Source organism: Maribellus sediminis, assembly GCF_011799805.1.
Taxonomy (GTDB): domain Bacteria; phylum Bacteroidota; class Bacteroidia; order Bacteroidales; family Prolixibacteraceae; genus Draconibacterium; species Draconibacterium sediminis_A.
The window spans coordinates 925,361-941,452 of sequence record NZ_WXUB01000001.1 but is presented as its reverse complement, the minus strand read 5'-3'; the positions used below and the strand labels follow the sequence as shown (position 1 = coordinate 941,452).

Annotated in this window: 12 protein-coding genes; 6 read left to right on the top strand and 6 right to left on the bottom strand. The window is 39.1% G+C overall.

Annotated elements, in window-relative coordinates:
- Window position 1 precedes the first annotated feature (1 nt).
- Together HFD85_RS03655 and HFD85_RS03650 are read left to right on the top strand one after the other, a co-directional pair.
- Window positions 2-1,066 (top strand): sensor histidine kinase, encoded by a 1,065-nt coding sequence (locus HFD85_RS03655; RefSeq protein WP_167605245.1) that lies wholly within the window; start codon window positions 2-4, stop codon window positions 1,064-1,066.
- Between the two features lie 19 nt (window positions 1,067-1,085).
- On the top strand, window positions 1,086-1,808 hold the full coding sequence (locus tag HFD85_RS03650; RefSeq protein WP_167605244.1) for a LytR/AlgR family response regulator transcription factor: 723 nt from the start codon (window positions 1,086-1,088) through the stop codon (window positions 1,806-1,808).
- 9 nt (window positions 1,809-1,817) lie between these two features.
- On the opposite strand, the gene HFD85_RS03645 is transcribed toward HFD85_RS03650, so the two are convergent.
- Both HFD85_RS03645 and HFD85_RS03640 read right to left on the bottom strand, forming a co-directional pair.
- On the bottom strand, window positions 1,818-2,555 hold the full coding sequence (locus HFD85_RS03645; RefSeq protein ID WP_167605243.1) for a nitroreductase family protein: 738 nt from the start codon (window positions 2,553-2,555) through the stop codon (window positions 1,818-1,820).
- Between the two features lie 75 nt (window positions 2,556-2,630).
- Window positions 2,631-7,979, bottom strand: coding sequence for a T9SS type A sorting domain-containing protein (locus tag HFD85_RS03640; protein WP_167605242.1), 5,349 nt, complete (start codon window positions 7,977-7,979; stop codon window positions 2,631-2,633).
- A gap of 1,048 nt (window positions 7,980-9,027) precedes the next feature.
- Here HFD85_RS03640 and gap point away from each other — a divergent pair.
- Complete coding sequence (gap, locus tag HFD85_RS03635; protein WP_167605241.1) at window positions 9,028-10,029, top strand: type I glyceraldehyde-3-phosphate dehydrogenase; 1,002 nt, start codon at window positions 9,028-9,030, stop codon at window positions 10,027-10,029.
- Window positions 10,030-10,437: 408 nt separating this feature from the next.
- On the opposite strand, the gene HFD85_RS03630 is transcribed toward gap, so the two are convergent.
- Window positions 10,438-11,682, bottom strand: a complete 1,245-nt coding sequence (locus HFD85_RS03630; RefSeq protein WP_167605240.1) for an ABC transporter permease — start codon at window positions 11,680-11,682, stop codon at window positions 10,438-10,440.
- A 253-nt stretch (window positions 11,683-11,935) separates the two neighbouring features.
- On the opposite strand from HFD85_RS03630, the gene HFD85_RS03625 reads away from it, so the two are divergent.
- The 3 genes from HFD85_RS03625 to HFD85_RS03615 all read left to right on the top strand — a co-directional run bounded on the left by HFD85_RS03625 (window position 11,936) and on the right by HFD85_RS03615 (window position 13,793).
- Window positions 11,936-12,547: a BamJ family beta-barrel-assembly machinery protein gene (locus tag HFD85_RS03625; protein WP_167605239.1), complete on the top strand. Its 612-nt coding sequence runs from the start codon at window positions 11,936-11,938 to the stop codon at window positions 12,545-12,547.
- A gap of 45 nt (window positions 12,548-12,592) precedes the next feature.
- On the top strand, window positions 12,593-13,303 hold the full coding sequence (locus HFD85_RS03620; RefSeq protein ID WP_240925004.1) for a BamJ family beta-barrel-assembly machinery protein: 711 nt from the start codon (window positions 12,593-12,595) through the stop codon (window positions 13,301-13,303).
- Between the two features lie 118 nt (window positions 13,304-13,421).
- On the top strand, window positions 13,422-13,793 hold the full coding sequence (locus HFD85_RS03615; RefSeq protein ID WP_167605238.1) for a DUF3127 domain-containing protein: 372 nt from the start codon (window positions 13,422-13,424) through the stop codon (window positions 13,791-13,793).
- Between the two features lie 94 nt (window positions 13,794-13,887).
- Here the strand turns inward: HFD85_RS03615 and yaaA are convergent, their stop codons facing one another.
- The 3 genes from yaaA to HFD85_RS03600 form a co-directional block, all read right to left on the bottom strand.
- Window positions 13,888-14,661: a peroxide stress protein YaaA gene (yaaA, locus tag HFD85_RS03610; RefSeq protein ID WP_167605237.1), complete on the bottom strand. Its 774-nt coding sequence runs from the start codon at window positions 14,659-14,661 to the stop codon at window positions 13,888-13,890.
- Window positions 14,662-14,679: 18 nt separating this feature from the next.
- Window positions 14,680-15,075 carry a DUF302 domain-containing protein gene (locus HFD85_RS03605; RefSeq protein ID WP_167605236.1) on the bottom strand — a complete coding sequence of 132 codons (396 nt, stop codon included), beginning with the start codon at window positions 15,073-15,075 and terminating at the stop codon, window positions 14,680-14,682.
- Between the two features lie 87 nt (window positions 15,076-15,162).
- Entirely contained in the window at window positions 15,163-15,984 is an 822-nt protein-coding gene (locus HFD85_RS03600) for a ZIP family metal transporter (protein ID WP_167605235.1), read from the bottom strand.
- Window positions 15,985-16,092 lie beyond the last annotated feature (108 nt).

The following is a 16,092-nucleotide window of genomic DNA, read 5'->3' as shown; positions in this document are numbered from 1 at the left end:
AATGCCTGAAAAACTGTTAAATAAAAGAAACAACCTGCTTGGCCATATTTTTTCGTGGTTTTTTAGTGTTGCGTTCTTTTCATTGATTTTTTACCTGAGCAGCAAACAATTTAATCCGGAATTTAATTCAGAATTAGTAGCCAAAGCAGCCATTACCAACATTGGTCTGGCCATCAGCGTTTATATCAACCTTTATGTACTGATACCAAAACTGTTAAAAAAGAAAAGTTACATTTTTTATGTATTCTGGCTAATTCTCACCATTTCGGCCAGTAGCTTCTTTGTTCAGTTTGCCATACTTTATCCTTTCCGAAATGTGTTGCACGTATCGGAGCAACTAACCGGTTTTAATGCCAATATCCACTCGGCCTTCTTTTTTGTTACACTGGTTTATGTAGGTGTTTCTTCCTTTCTGAAGTTTGTGAAAGACTGGATTGCCATGCAGGACTTAAATTATAAACTCGCAAAAATCGAAAAACAAAAACTCGAAGCAGAACTGAATACATTGAAAGGCCAGCTGAATCCGCACTTTCTTTTTAATTCGTTGAATAATATTTACTCACTTGCGCTAATTAAATCGGATAAAGTACCTGAACTGATCCTGAAATTATCGGATCTTATGCGACACATCATCTACGAATCGAAAGAAAACTTTATCGCGCTCGAAAAGGAAATAGAATTTGTAGACAATTTTGTCGCATTACAGCAGATCCGAATTTCGAATAATACCAAATTGAAATATGAAAAATCAGGTGAAATACCACATGCCAGAATAGTTCCTCTGTTGTTCGAGCCATTCATCGACAATGCATTTAAACATGGTGTTCCTGGAAATACGGATAGCGACTTTATCAATATCGGGTTTCAGTTTTCTGCTGATAAATTACATTTCAAAATAGAAAACAATTTCAGCGACGAACAAAAATGGAACAAAAAGCATTCAGGAATCGGTATCCAAAACGTAAAACAACGTTTGAGTCTCCTTTACAAGAAAAACGAATATGATTTGCTCATTCACAAAGATAATCACGTTTATTGCGTTGAATTAAACCTGAAACTACACTAACCTGCTTATTCAAATTAAAATGGAAATTAAGGCACTTATAATCGACGACGAACCACTTGCTCAGGATGTCATTAAGCAATATGCACAAAAATTACCCGATCTTACAATTGCAGCAACATGCTGTGAAGCTATTTGTGCGCATAAAATTCTTCAGGAGCAGGAAATTGATTTACTTTTTCTGGATATAAATATGCCTAAACTGTCGGGAATTTCATTTTTGCGTAACCTAAAAAATCCCCCGCTGGTAATCTTTACAACGGCGTATTCCGAATATGCACTCGAAGGATTTGAATTAAATGCGATTGATTACTTGAAAAAGCCGTTTTCTTTTGAACGTTTTTGTAAAGCATACTACCGCGCTGAGGAGCAATTATTGTTGCGGGAAAATGCTACAAAAGCAAACGTGGCCGATAAAAAAGCCGGTGACTTTTTATTTGTCAAATCAAATAAGAAAACTTACAAGGTAAAGTATGAGGATATATTTTATATCGAAGGTCTTGGCGATTATATAAAACTACACATAAAGGATAATAAGCTGGTTACAAATCTTTCGATGAAGAAGATCATTGATCTGCTACCTGAAGATCAGTTTTACCGGATTCATAAATCATTTATCATTTCCCTTGATAAAATTGATTCTGTTGAGGGAAACATGGTTTCAATTAAAGGCAACAAGTTACCCATCGGCAATAGTTTTCGGCAGGATTTCACTGAATTTATTAATCGCTTCCTTGCAGACTAAAACTATTAACTATAAAAATCCCTGCTGCTTTAGTACTTCCAGCATTTTCTCAGAGAAGAATTCATTGTCTTCTTTCTTATAACGGACATCAGTAAAAACCTGCGCTAAACTCTCTTTTCCATTCTCTTTAACAAATTGCTTAGATGATTCCAGGCTTTCCTTAAACGCATACAATTCATCGATTTTCTGATTTGTATAATCTGCATATACTTCCTCATGTACCACTCCTTCAAATGGTATGCGATCGGTTAAATCAGGGATGTTTGCCGGATATCCTAATGCAACAGTTGTTACAGGAAAAGTATATTTTGGCAGCTGTAGTACATCGATTATCTTATCGGCATTGTATAAAGTAGTTCCCAAATAACAAACTCCTAAGCCCATATTCTCGGCTGCTATACAAACGTTTTGTGCAACCAGTGTTGCATCAATTAATGCGTTGTTAAACGACAGAAAATTATCATACCCGGGCTTTGCATTATTCTGCTCACACCATTTATTAAAACGATTAAAATCGGCTACAAAAGTCAACAATACAGGAGCATTTACAGCTACAGGTTGATTAAAGTGAAGCGGAGCCAATTTTTTACGTAAAGCTTTATCCTTGTTTACAACGATGCTGTAAAGTTGCATATTACCAGTTGTCGAAGCTCTTGTACCTGAATACAGAATACTTTTCAGCAACTCTGATGAAACATCAACGTCCTTAAACTGACGAATGGAAACATGGTTATTTAGTAGTTCCATAATCTTTTTTGTTGAAAAAATAGCAATAAAAAAGGGAAGCTAAAAGCTTCCCCTTTTTAATCAATCAATTCGGTATTACCTTTTAATAATCCTTTCTGATTTAACGATTTCGTCGTTCGAAATTAATGTCACAACGTAAACGCCGGTAACCAGATTTCCAGTACGTATTTCGTAAGTTGGATTTTCAATGTCTAATACACGCTGACCTGCAATGTTCGTAACTACAACTCTGTCGAGTTTTTCAGCATTATCAATTCTGATAAAGCTATTGAATGGGTTAGGATAAACTTTGAAGTCTGTAGTAACCAATTCATCAACATCAGTTAAGAACTCAGGACCAGTTGTAAATGTCCAGGTAGTGTCATCGGCGATTCCACCCCATACAAGGCCGTCACCCATAACAGCTGCACTGTCAACATTTACATAGTAAGTAGTATTCTTATCTAATCCACCGCTAACAGCCGCATCGTAAGTTACAGTAACTGTATTACCACTGAACATTGACGAGTCAAGTGTGATAGTTACAGCTGGTGTTTCAGCATCCATTCCGCTAATGGTCATTGTTCCTTCTCCTGTGAATGTTACATCATCAGAGAATGTGATAACCAATGCTTCAGGATGGTTATTAGCGATAGTATCTTTGTCAGGACTTACTGATACCAATACAGGTGCAGTTTTTTCACGTTCTACAACAGTTACAAATAACTGAGTTGCGCAACCTTCTTCACCAACGATGAATTCATAGTCGCCACCAACCAGCATTGTATCTAAACCATTCTCCATGTAATGAGCTGTGTCACCTGCGTAGATGTTTACTGTATCATAAAGAACTGTACCATACTCCAGATCGAAGTTGTATTCCAACTCACATTCCTGAGCGTCTAATACATATACATTATGTGTACCACCAGCAAGATTCAATGTAATTCTTTCGTAGAAACCAATTGAGTCAGCAATTACAGTAGTATCAACCATTACCATGTAAGGAGCAGTACCACCAGCGATTTCGAAGCTGAATGTTGTTGCACAATCTCCAACAGTATCAGTTACATTAACAACTTGTAATGGACCATCAACACGTTTGAAAGTCAGTGTATCTATAGCAGAAGTACAACCTTCGCTATCTTCAATCCACATTTCATAGTGTCTGTCTGTAGTATTCTTTTCATCAAATTCAAAGAATTGAGAAAGAATTGTATCACCCATAAAGTATTCAGTCACACCCATATCACTGGTTTCCATTTCATTCCAGTGTAATCTGAAAGAACGTCCTTCTTCACCGGTTACAATAACCTTAGCTGACGCCATGGTATCATCGTAACAAGTTACATCTTTGATAGCAAATGCAGCTGCATCAACCGGATCAAGAATCATAACGTTCGATGTGTCAGTACATCCGTTTTCATCCTTAACTACTACAACATAATCGTGGTTAATTCTTACTAAGAATGAATTTTCCGGTTGGTAGTCAGTTTTCAGAACACCGTCTTGCCACAATTGATATTCAAGAGTGTCGCCACCACCTGAAACAACAGTTGCTTCAAGATAACCTTCTACTACATCAGGACAAGAGAATTCACCATCACCTTTATCGAGTACAACCTCAAATACTTCTTGTTCAGCAATAACTACTGTATCAGTACCGAAACATCCACTTTCGTGAGTTACTGTAACAATGTATGTACCAGGGCCAACTCCGCTTAAAGTATCGTTCATTACTGTGTCAATCATTACAGTATATACAGGTGTTGCAAGAGTATCACCATCAACTGTAATTACAACACTGTCAGCAGGTACTGTGATATCAAATGTAGCACCATAACAATCGGTATTACCGATAACTTCAGCGTTAACAGTAACTTTTGTATCAGGCTCTGCCATTTTCACACGCCACTCGTTAACTGGAACTCCATTCCAATCTTCACCTCCAACTAAACAACCATTTACACGGTCGTAAGCCCAAACAATGTATGTACCAGGCTCAGTTACTTTGAATAAGTTTTCAGCTTGCCACATACTAGATGAATCCGGATTCGGAACTATAATATGTTCTGGAAGTCTTGAAATTTCAGCATAATAGATGAAATCACCTGAACCACCTGTAGCTTCAACAGAGAACTGTCCGCTATCGGCACAAGTAATATCTGAAATCCATGTAGCTGCTAACTCAATTGAGTCAGACTGGCTAATTTCAATAGTTCCCAATGTATAGGTACAACTACTAGCATCCACTACGGTAACTGTATAAGAACCAGCCATTAAATCAGAGAAGACTACGCTGTCACCAGTTACGGTATCTACACCTGGTAATTGTATAGCATACGGAGCTTGACCACCACTTACTTCAACCAGAATTTCACCACCACCGGTTCCGTAACAACCAACAGAATCAAGAACAGTTGCTACTGCGCTTAATGAATCCGGATTTGTGATAGTAACCTCTTCCATAGCATAGCAACCATTACCGTTTAATTCAACAGCATAGATTGTATAAGTTCCAGCTGGAACGTCTGTGAAAGTAGCTGAACTATCTGTCACCATGTTAGCTGTATCCAATCCCGGAATATAAATATCGAATGTATCTGAATTTCCTCCGTAAACGGTCACATCAATTACACCATCTGGAGTGGCACATGAACCAGCTGTTACATCAGTTGTTTCAACTGACAACATGATTTCTGAAGGTTCATTGATTGTAAAGTCTTGGCCTTCAGTAGGGCATGCAATAGAGTCTCTTACCCAAACAGTGTAAGTTCCTGGCTCAGTTACAACGATTACTTTGGTATCTGATCCTTCAGGGAAATTACGCCAGTTAGTAGATCCAATTTTGAATTCGTAACCACCTACACCACCTGTAGCAACTACAGTGATTGTACCATCACTGGCGCCATAACAGGTAATATCTGTTGGAGTTGCTGTAAAGCTTACTCCCATAGCAGGTCCGTCAACAATGAAAGCATCAGTTTCAGTGCCATCGCATCCACCTACAAGGTCAGAAACAACAACTTTGAATGTATCAGAAGGAAGGTTTTCGAAAATAGTTGATTCAACTTCAACGTATCCATCAACATCTTCCCACATTCCATCTACCATTTGTTGCAAGGTATAAACGAGATCTTCAGATCCACCAGTAGCAGCAGCTACTTCAACGTAACCATCTGTATCACCATAACAGTCATTACCCATATTGGTAACAGGTTCTGCATCGATTTCCACTGGGTCCAGACCGTCTACTTCAAACGGTCCGTCAAATGCTTTGGCACCACATGCGTCCTTAATTACAACATAATAGGTTCCTTTGCCTACCTGTATGTTTACAGAGTCGGCACCTGCAGGCCATGCAGTAAATGCTGCATCAGGTAAATTATTTGCAGCTTGCAAGGTATTTGCATGTGCATATTTTGTTGGTGTTCCATCTTCAGCGTAGATAGTCATAACACCATCGTAGTTACCGTAACAAGTTGCTTCACCTGTAACTGTACCAGAAACAGTTAATTGTCCTTCTTCAGTAATAACAACAGTCAGCGTATTTTTAGAAACACATCCAAAATTATCTTCCGCGTCAATAGTATATGTTCCAGCCGTTAATTTTTGGATTTTATAGGTACTTCCATTATAAACCAAAGTATCATTGAAAGCAGCGCCATCAGTGATAGAAACTGTAACGTTACGAGTTTCACCTGTTTGACTAGCCCAGGTAGTTGTTTTAACTTCCACCCAACTAGATAATACTCCATAACATTCATTTGCTGTGTCTTTAGCCACAATTTCAAGAACATTTTCTTGAAGTGGCACAACAACAACTGTATCTTTCACAGCAACATCATCAGCACACATATCAGTTTTCACATAAACAGTGAAAGTATCTGCTGCTACTGCAAAAATGTTATTGTATTTCCAGGAAATACTATCTAAAGAATACATTAAAGTACCAACACCACCAGAAGCTGCAATATTAATTACACCATCATTCGCTCCAGGACAAGTTGGAGAAACAGTCACAACGCTGTCAATAACTACTGCTGCAGGATCTACTAAAACGATAGGTGCATCAGCCTGTATTTCACAACTGGCTACATCTGCATCTCTAACGTATGCATTATAAGTACCAGCACCAACAGTCCAAGTCGCTGTATCACTCCATACTGAACTAACACCGTCTAAGAAATATTCATAATTACCTGAACCACCAGTGGCACTTGCGGTAATAACTGAGCTTTCACCCAAACAAACCATAGTATCAATACTAATAGTAAAATCGATACTTGTTGGAGCCTGAAGACTAATAACATTACCAGTATTATTTGGATTATCATAAGCAACAGGATCACATCCGTTTGTATAACCAACCCAAACGCTGTAGTAACCTACCATAAGACCTGGGAAAGATACAGTATCACCTGTTATTTCGGCTACTGCTAACATAGTATCAGCACCAAAGTAAGACAGATATACTGAATCAGCATCTCCTACAAAATCGTGCACATAAATAGCACCATCAGTAGAATCAGCACAAGCGATATCATCCAAAGAAATATCAAAAGTAATTGCTGCCGGATCAACGAGAACCGCAGAACTGTCAGAAGTTACATCACAACCAACGCTGTCAGTTGCAATTGCCCAATATTCGCCAGCTGGCATCATAAAAGTAGCAACCCCATCAACAGTCATTTTTGATGAATCTTCAATAGTAACCATATATTCATTACCAGCATAAGGAATACCAGTAGTAGTATCGACTAAAACTGTTATCGTTCCTAATCCAGCCGGACACAGTATAGAGTCCGAAACATAAATGCTGTCAATAACAACTGGGGCCGGTGCACCATTAAATGTAACTGAGTCCCAATCTGCACTTGCACATCCGTTAGCAGACTCAACAGTTACATAATATTTCATTCCAGGTTCGGCCTGAAATTGGGTTCCGTTATACTTAGGATAAGTTCCATCTACTCCATCCCAATCAGTTGAATCTACAAAGTAGACAAAGAACGCTTCCGTTCCTCCAACTACTACAGTAAGTTCTCCCTGATCATCAGCACATCTAGCTTGTGTCAACAATAATGTATCCACGTATACCGGCTGAATTAAATCTTCACCTGGAACAGGTAAAATATTTGAATAACAAGCACCATTACGCACTTGCACAACAAATCCCACTCCTTCTTTTACCCAAAAGGTAGAATCAGGACTAAAACCTGCTGCTGTTGTGTCACCAACACCATTAAATGAGTATTCCGTACCGGAAGGAACACCAATGACCGCATACTGTACAAGATCACTGTCACACTTGGTAGTGATGTCTGTAAGCAGCACAACGTTGTCTAAAGTAATGTCACAGTCTTGAGCGTAAAGCCCAGAAAACGCTGTAAACAAATACATGAGCAACGTCAAGCCAAAAAGCTTTGTAAACATTTTTCTCATAGCATTTCTTTTAAATTGAACTTAATTGATTGATTGATTTTAATTTATTTAATTCTTTAATCATTCGTCTGATCTATTTTCTCATAAATTGGCCTATACAGGTACAGTAAACTGTACAAACGTATAAAAATTTGCCTCAATGTACAAAATATCTATTGCATAAAATGCAATGTTTCACGTAATGTTTTCAACAGCCCGGTATTCAATTAAATCCTGCTTTTTGGAGCATTTTCCAAATTTTGTCCTGATTTTTAGCTTCCGGTTCTGTATATTATCAATTCAAGCTACAATTTTAAACTAATTTTTTTAATAATAACCATTGTTAACACTTTTTTTTATTGCTTTACGTTCAAAATAATATCTATTAATATAGAATCGTTAAAAACATTGATTTTATTAACACTACAGCAGGAAACACGCTACAATAAAATCCTAATATGTTAATAACCATGTTGAATCGGAATAAAATAAAAACTAAACAAACCCCCATTTTAATCGCCCTGTTTTTCATGGCGCTTTTTATTGCTTCGTGCAAAACATGTAAATGTCCGGCATATAGCGAAACGCCTCCGACAAATGAACACGTACCACAAATTCAAACCACAGAATTTGCAGTCTTGCAACCAGTAGAAAAGGCATATTTATTTTAGATTGTATAGCAGGATCCGATTCGCCTTTCTATGCTCAAGAGCTTCAATGAAGAGAAAAATACTTCAAAAAGTGCGTTTTTACTGCCGTTTTAGCTAGTTCACTTCAAAACTGAACATCAAAAAACAGCAATATCTTATTCAATTTCTGAATCTTAGTCGTTTTTTAAGGCCGCGAGAATTGAATATTTTAAAACAAATTGCCTCTCATGCATGATTAATCCAAATATGGCAATCTAAACACTTTAAGTAATTATTAAGGTTAGAATGAAAAAAGTTTAGCCACTTGACTCAATAGTTAAAATGTACTTACTTTGTGTGGCTTTTAGAAATCAGGACTTTAACCTGATCAGCAAGACTTAAATAAATTTTTTATACAATAATTAAAAACTTTCTCAACTATGATTAAAATAGGTATTAACGGATTCGGAAGAATCGGACGTTTTGTTTTCCGTCAGGCAGTGGCCAAAGGAACTATCCAGGTTGTAGCTATCAACGACCTCATCGACGTTGACTACATGGCTTACATGTTGAAATACGACTCTACTCACGGTTTGTTCAACGGTACTGTTGAAGTAAAAGACGGTAAACTGGTTGTTAACGGTAACGAAATCCGTGTAACTGCAGAAAGAAATCCTGCTGATATCAACTGGGGTGCTGTTGGTGCTGAATATGTTGTTGAATCGACTGGTTTGTTCCTTGAAAAAGGAAAAGCTCAGGGTCACATCGACGCTGGTGCGAAAAAAGTAATTATGTCAGCTCCGTCAAAAGACGATACTCCAATGTTCGTTATGGGTGTTAACCACACTTCATATACTAACGATATGAATTTCGTTTCAAACGCTTCTTGTACTACCAACTGTTTGGCTCCTGTTGCAAAAGTATTGAACGACAAATTCGGTATCAAAGAAGGTCTTATGACTACTGTTCACGCGACTACTGCTACTCAGAAAACTGTTGACGGTCCTTCTATGAAAGACTGGAGAGGTGGTCGTGGTGCCGGTCAAAACATCATCCCTTCTTCTACAGGTGCTGCTAAAGCTGTAGGTAAAGTTATTCCTGAACTGAATGGCAAACTTACCGGTATGGCTTTCCGCGTTCCTACTCCTGACGTATCAGTTGTTGATTTAACTGTAGTTTTGGAAAAAGGTGCATCTTACGCAGAAATTTGTGCAGCAATGAAAGAAGCTTCTGAAGGCGAATTGAAAGGTATCCTTGGATACACTGAAGATCAGGTTGTTTCTAACGACTTCGTTGGCGACACTCGTACTTCAATCTTCGATGCAGGTGCTGGTATTTCATTGAATCCTAACTTCGTAAAAGTTGTTTCATGGTACGACAATGAAATGGGTTACTCTGCAAAAGTTTGCGAACTGATCGAGTACATGGAATCAGTAAAATAATTTACATTATATATAATGTATAAAAGGGAATCGAAAGGTTCCCTTTTTTTCTTTCTCAAAGTTTCGGATACTGAATGTTTTATTACATCCTCACGTACTCAGAAATTTGAACTGTGAATTTCGATTAACGATTTAAGATTTAGGTGGGGTTGGGCCATGTTTGAGAAAGGAGACAAAGATCGATAGCTGGAAGCTGATAAGCTTAAATCGGAAAATGGATAGCGGTGAAAATGCAAAATTGTAAAATTGCCAAATTGTATACTACAAAAATTAAACTGTTCACTGCGATTGGAAATTCCCAATTACCCAATTACAATAAATTACTCGCCTGCACTGTAAACTGTGACTGCGACTGAAAACTACGAACTTTGAACTTTGAACACTGAACTTTGAACACTGAACTTTGAACTACTCGTACCGCAACGATTCAATTGCATCGAGTTTCGCAGCTTTTTGCGCGGGATAGTAGCCGGAAATGATACCAACCACAAAACATAAAATTACCCCCAAAATAATCCATGCCCATGGAATGATAAAAGCAGAATTGATTAATGTAGATACCAGGTTTCCGATCAGTATACCCATAATAATTCCAACAAACCCACCAATCTGCCCTACCACAATCGCCTCTACCAGAAATTGTTGCCTCACGGTTTTTCCTTTTGCGCCAATGGCTTTTCGCACCCCAATCTCCCGGGTCCGCTCGGTTACCGAAACCAACATAATATTCATCAATCCAACTGCAGCCCCAAACAAAGTAATCAACCCGATAATTGTAGCCACCATTGTAATGTTTTTTATGTTGTCAATAAGTAGCTTTGCCAGGTTATCACTTTTCTCAATATTGAAATCCGTTTCATCGAGCGGTTGCAAATTTCTGACATTTCGGAATACAGCCTCTGCCTGCCCGGTGGCCGCATCCATTAGTTCAGGCTGTTCGACTTTTACCTGGATTCCGAAATTCATATTCGGTCGTGAAAAGTAAGTTCGTGCATTGGAGTACGGAATAAAACAGATCATATCATTATTCATCCCGAAACCACTTCCCTTTGATGCAAGCACACCGACCACTTTATATTTTCCACCACCAATACTAATAATCTTATCGACAGGATTCTCGCCTTGTTTAAAAAGACGTTTGGCAATGGCACTTCCGATCAAAGTAACATTTCTACCTCCTTCAATATCGTGAATACCAATACTTCTCCCCTGTTCAATCTCGTAACCTGAAGTTGTAAGGTAATTGTCGTCGATTCCGCGAACCGTAATATTTGGATTGGTTTTTTCGGAACCGCATTTTAATGTGGCAGTACTGGTACAGTTTACGGATATTGAAGTTAATACGGGAAAATCAAATTCTTCTTTAAACTCTTTTGCCTGATAATAGGAAATATAAGCGTGGTTTTTGGTCCGGTAACGTATGTTTCCCTGTACACGCAGCCCACCACTTGAAATTGAAAATGTATTGGCTCCCATAAAAGCCAACTCGCTGGTTATAGAATGTTTTATCGAATCGATTGCAGTTAAAATACCGACCAGGGCGGTTATTCCAATCGCTATAATCATTACGGTTAAGATGGTTCGCAGCAGGTTGCTCCTTATCGAAACCATCGCAATCCTTACATTTTCGGCAAAAAGAGTTGTCTGCGACATGGATAGTGATATAGTTTTAAGTCTAAAAATAAGAATCTTTCCGCTGCCCGGCTATCAATTTAATATAAATGTTTCCGCAGCGTAAAATACTTCGGACAGCCTTATGAAGTAATAAGTATATTCTCAACCAAATTAATTACGCTCAAACGCTGGCAGAGCCATCTATTACTAAGCTTCACCAAATTATAAAGTGTTAAGCGATTAATTACTAAAAAATTACTTTATCTTCGCACACCTAATCTTAAAAAAAGATATGGCACAAATAAATTTGAATAACGAGTTAGAGAAATTTAGTTACGCACTCGGTTTAAGCATTTCAGCCAACCTCATTCAATCCGGAGTAAAACAGGTTCATCCTGAAGCATTTATTTCGGCATTGCGAGATGTTTTTGCAGGAGAGCAACCACAAATAGCCCCGGAAGACGCTAACCAGATATTGGAATCATTTATGGCAAAAAGCCAGGAAGGCGACGCCGCAAAAAACCTTGAAGAAGGTCTGGCATTTTTAACTGAGAATGCTAAAAAAAGCGAAGTAATTGAGTTGCCCAGTGGATTACAATACGAAGTATTAAAAGAAGGTGACGGCGACATTCCAACTGCCAACAACCAGGTGAAATGCCACTACCACGGTACTTTAATCGACGGAACTGTTTTCGATAGCTCGGTTCAGCGTGGAGAGCCTGCTGTGTTTCCGGTAAACGGAGTTATTCAGGGATGGGTAGAAGCACTGCAATTGATGTCGGAAGGTTCGAAATGGAGACTTTATATTCCTTCTGACCTGGCTTATGGAAGTCGTGGTGCCGGTGGTGCTATCGGCCCGAATACAACCCTTATTTTCGATGTTGAATTATTGGAAATCCTATAAAACATTAATAATTATCACTTAAGTGTTATCAAAAAAATTAGTAAGATGAAAAACAGTTTTCTTTATCTTGTGGTAGCTGGACTTATGATCGTTGCAGCTTCTTGTCAACAAGGCGGAACATCGAATGTGAAAGTTGAAACTCCAATCGATTCGGTAAGTTACGCCATTGGAGTTTTGGTGGGTACAAATAATAACCAACAACTCGAGAACGTTCCGGGTGACGATAAAATGAACATTGAGGTGATGGCAGCAGCCTTTCGTAAAACCTCATTGGGCGAAGAAACCGAAATGACTCCGGAAGAGGCTAATGCGTTGATCCAGAAATTCTTTACTGAAGCCAGTGAAAAAGAAGCGCAAGGCAACCTTGAAGAAGGCAATAAATTCCTGGAAGAGAATAAAGCACGCGAAGGTGTACATACTACTGAAAGCGGTCTGCAATATGAAATTCTTGTAGAAGGCGACGGTGAGAAACCAAGTGCAACCGACCAGGTTCGTGTACATTATCATGGTACTTTAATCGATGGAACAGTTTTCGACAGTTCTGTTGAAGGTGGAGAACCTGCAGTTTTCGGTGTAAATCGTGTTATCCCAGGTTGGACTGAAGCATTACAGTTAATGCCTGTTGGTTCGAAATGGAAAGTTTATGTTCCTTCTAACCTGGCTTACGGACCACGTGGTGCCGGTGGCGATATCGGCCCGAACGAAACACTTATTTTCGAAGTTGAATTGCTCGAAATTGTAAAAGGCGACAAGTAAATCAAATAACTAAGAACAGCAAAAGCTTGTTTGTTCTTGTTAATAAAAACCCTTTGTCTCATTCAGGCAAAGGGTTTCTTTTTTTTACTTTTGGCAGAAATTCAAACAAAAAACAGGAATGGCATTAAGTGTAAAAGGAAAAGTTGAACAAATATTGAAAATGGAGTCGGGTGTTAGCCGGGCCGGTAAAGAGTGGAAAAAACAGGAATTTATTCTGGAGACCGATGAGCAGTTTCCCCGGAAAGTTTGCTTTACACTTTTTGGCGACAAAGTTGACATGATCAGCAGTGTAGGTCAGGGTCAGGAAGTTGAAGTTTCTTTTAACATCGAATCGCGCGAATACAACGGCCGCTGGTTTACCAATGTCAATGCCTGGAAAATTGATCGAGTGAGCCAGGATAACAACATGCCAGAACCTCCTCCTGAGTTTAGAATGGATGATATTCCGCCGGAACCGGAAGGAGATGGTGCAAACGATCTGCCGTTCTAGTTCGTATAAGCAAAGCGACTAAAAATTCTTATAAAAAAGAAGCTGGGAATACGTGATGTATCTCCGGCTTCTCTATTTTTATTGACCTCTAATCTTAATAATTGTCGCGCGTAAATACCGGTTTCCCGGGTTTTGAAAGACGCGGATTAAACACATAACCTTCCGAATCGAAAGCCTGCAATTCCTCCACTTTTTCAATGTTGTTTTCAAGGATAAAACGAGTCATCAATCCCCTCGCCTTTTTTGCAAAAAACGAAATCATTTTGTACTCACCGTTTTTCAGGTCCTTGAATTCAGGCGTTACAATTTCAGCGCCCAATTTCTTTATATCTATACTTTTAAAGTACTCATTTGATGCCAGGTTAATAAGAACATTACTACCTGATTCAGCAAGTGCCTGCTTAACTTTTGGTGTAATTTTGTTTTTCCAGAAAGCATACAGATCGGCCGAACGTTGGTACTTCAATCGTGTACCCATTTCGAGGCGATAGGGCTGAATCAGATCAAGCGGCTTTAATACGCCGTATAATCCCGAAAGTATACGCAGTTTCGACTGCAACCGATGTAATTGTTCCCCTGAAAGCCAACTTGCATCCAGTCCCTGGTAAACATCGCCATTGAAAGCAAGTACTGCCTGCTTTGCATTTTCAGGAGTGAACGGCTGATGCCAGGTTTGATAACGTTCGTAATTTAATTGTCCCAAAGTTGCCGAAATACTCATCAGCTCCGACAACTTTTTAGGGCTCATTTTCTTCAGGCGGGCAATCAGCTTTTCCGATTCTTCCAGCATCTCGGGCATGGTAAACTCAGCCGTTTTTGCGGGGCTATCAAAATCCAGCGATTTGGCCGGAGAAATTACAATTAACATACAATAAAATATATCCGGTTAAGCTTTCAGATTTTCAATCACCCGTGTAAGTCGTTCTTTTACTTCGGTAGCCAAACCAACAAGTTTTTCATTTTCAACCGAACTCATTGACACGATCGGATCTACAGCTGAAACTTCAACCTCGCCGTTTTCGTGCTCTTCCACCACTACATTACATGGGAGTAAAATCCCGATTTTATCTTCTGCAGATAGGGCCTGATAAGCAAAATTTGGATTGCAGGCTCCAAGAATGCGGTATTTTTTGAAATCAACATCAATTTTGTTTTTTAAGGTATTTGTTACATCTACTTCAGTAATTACCCCAAATCCTTCATTTTTCAATTCAGCTGTTACTAACTCAATGGCTTCATCAAAATTTTTGTTCTGAACTTTTGTTCCAATATAATAACTCATGATTATTTAATTTTTAGTTTCATGAATACAACGTTCGGGATTAAATTTGGTTGTCGAAAACCTTAACTTTTTACTTTTGAAGAAGAATTACCCCAAAGCAACATCGAGCAGCATCATTGTAGCAAAACCCAAAATTGCACCAATGGTTGAAAGATCGGTTTCGTTGCCCGACTGCGACTCCGGAATCAGTTCTTCTACCACCACAAATATCATGGCTCCGGCAGCAAAAGAAAGTGCATATGGTAATAAAGGCTCCATGGTTAATACCAGGTAAGCACCAAGAACTCCTGCAATCGGTTCTACAACACCCGACAACTGTCCGTAGTTAAAAGCTTTAAGGCGGGAAAAGCCCTCGCGACGCAACGGAATAGAAACGGCAGCACCTTCAGGAAAGTTCTGTAAACCTATACCCATTGCCAATGCCACAGCTCCGGCTAACATCGCCGGATCGGGATTATTGGCCAGGGCTCCGAAAGCCACACCAACCGCCAAACCTTCGGGGATGTTGTGCAAGGTAATGGCCAGCACCAGCAATACACTTCGTTTCCAGGATGTGGAGATTCCTTCAGCCTGATCTCTGGGCAATCCCAGGTGAAGGTGAGGAAGCGTTTTATCGACAATGAGTAAGAATGCACCGCCTGCCAGGAATCCAACCACGGCCGGCACCCAAGAAGGAACTGGTCCGCCTTCCGCCATTTCGATGGCAGGATTCAATAACGACCAGAAACTGGCTGCGATCATCACTCCTGAAGCAAAACCCAGCATTGAATTCAACACCTTCTTCTTAATCGATTTAAAAAAGAAAACCATGCCTGCACCCAATGCGGTCAAAAACCAGGTAAATAGTGTGGCAAAGAGCGCCAAAATAATAGGGTTATAATCCAGAAATTTCTCGAAAAAACTATGCATAAAGTCTGTATTATCTTACTTATTTTGATAAGCTTGTTAAAGATAAAAGAAATTCGATGATTAAAGGTTTATGCTTAACAGGAAAAGGGATTTTCCTGAATCCAGAAC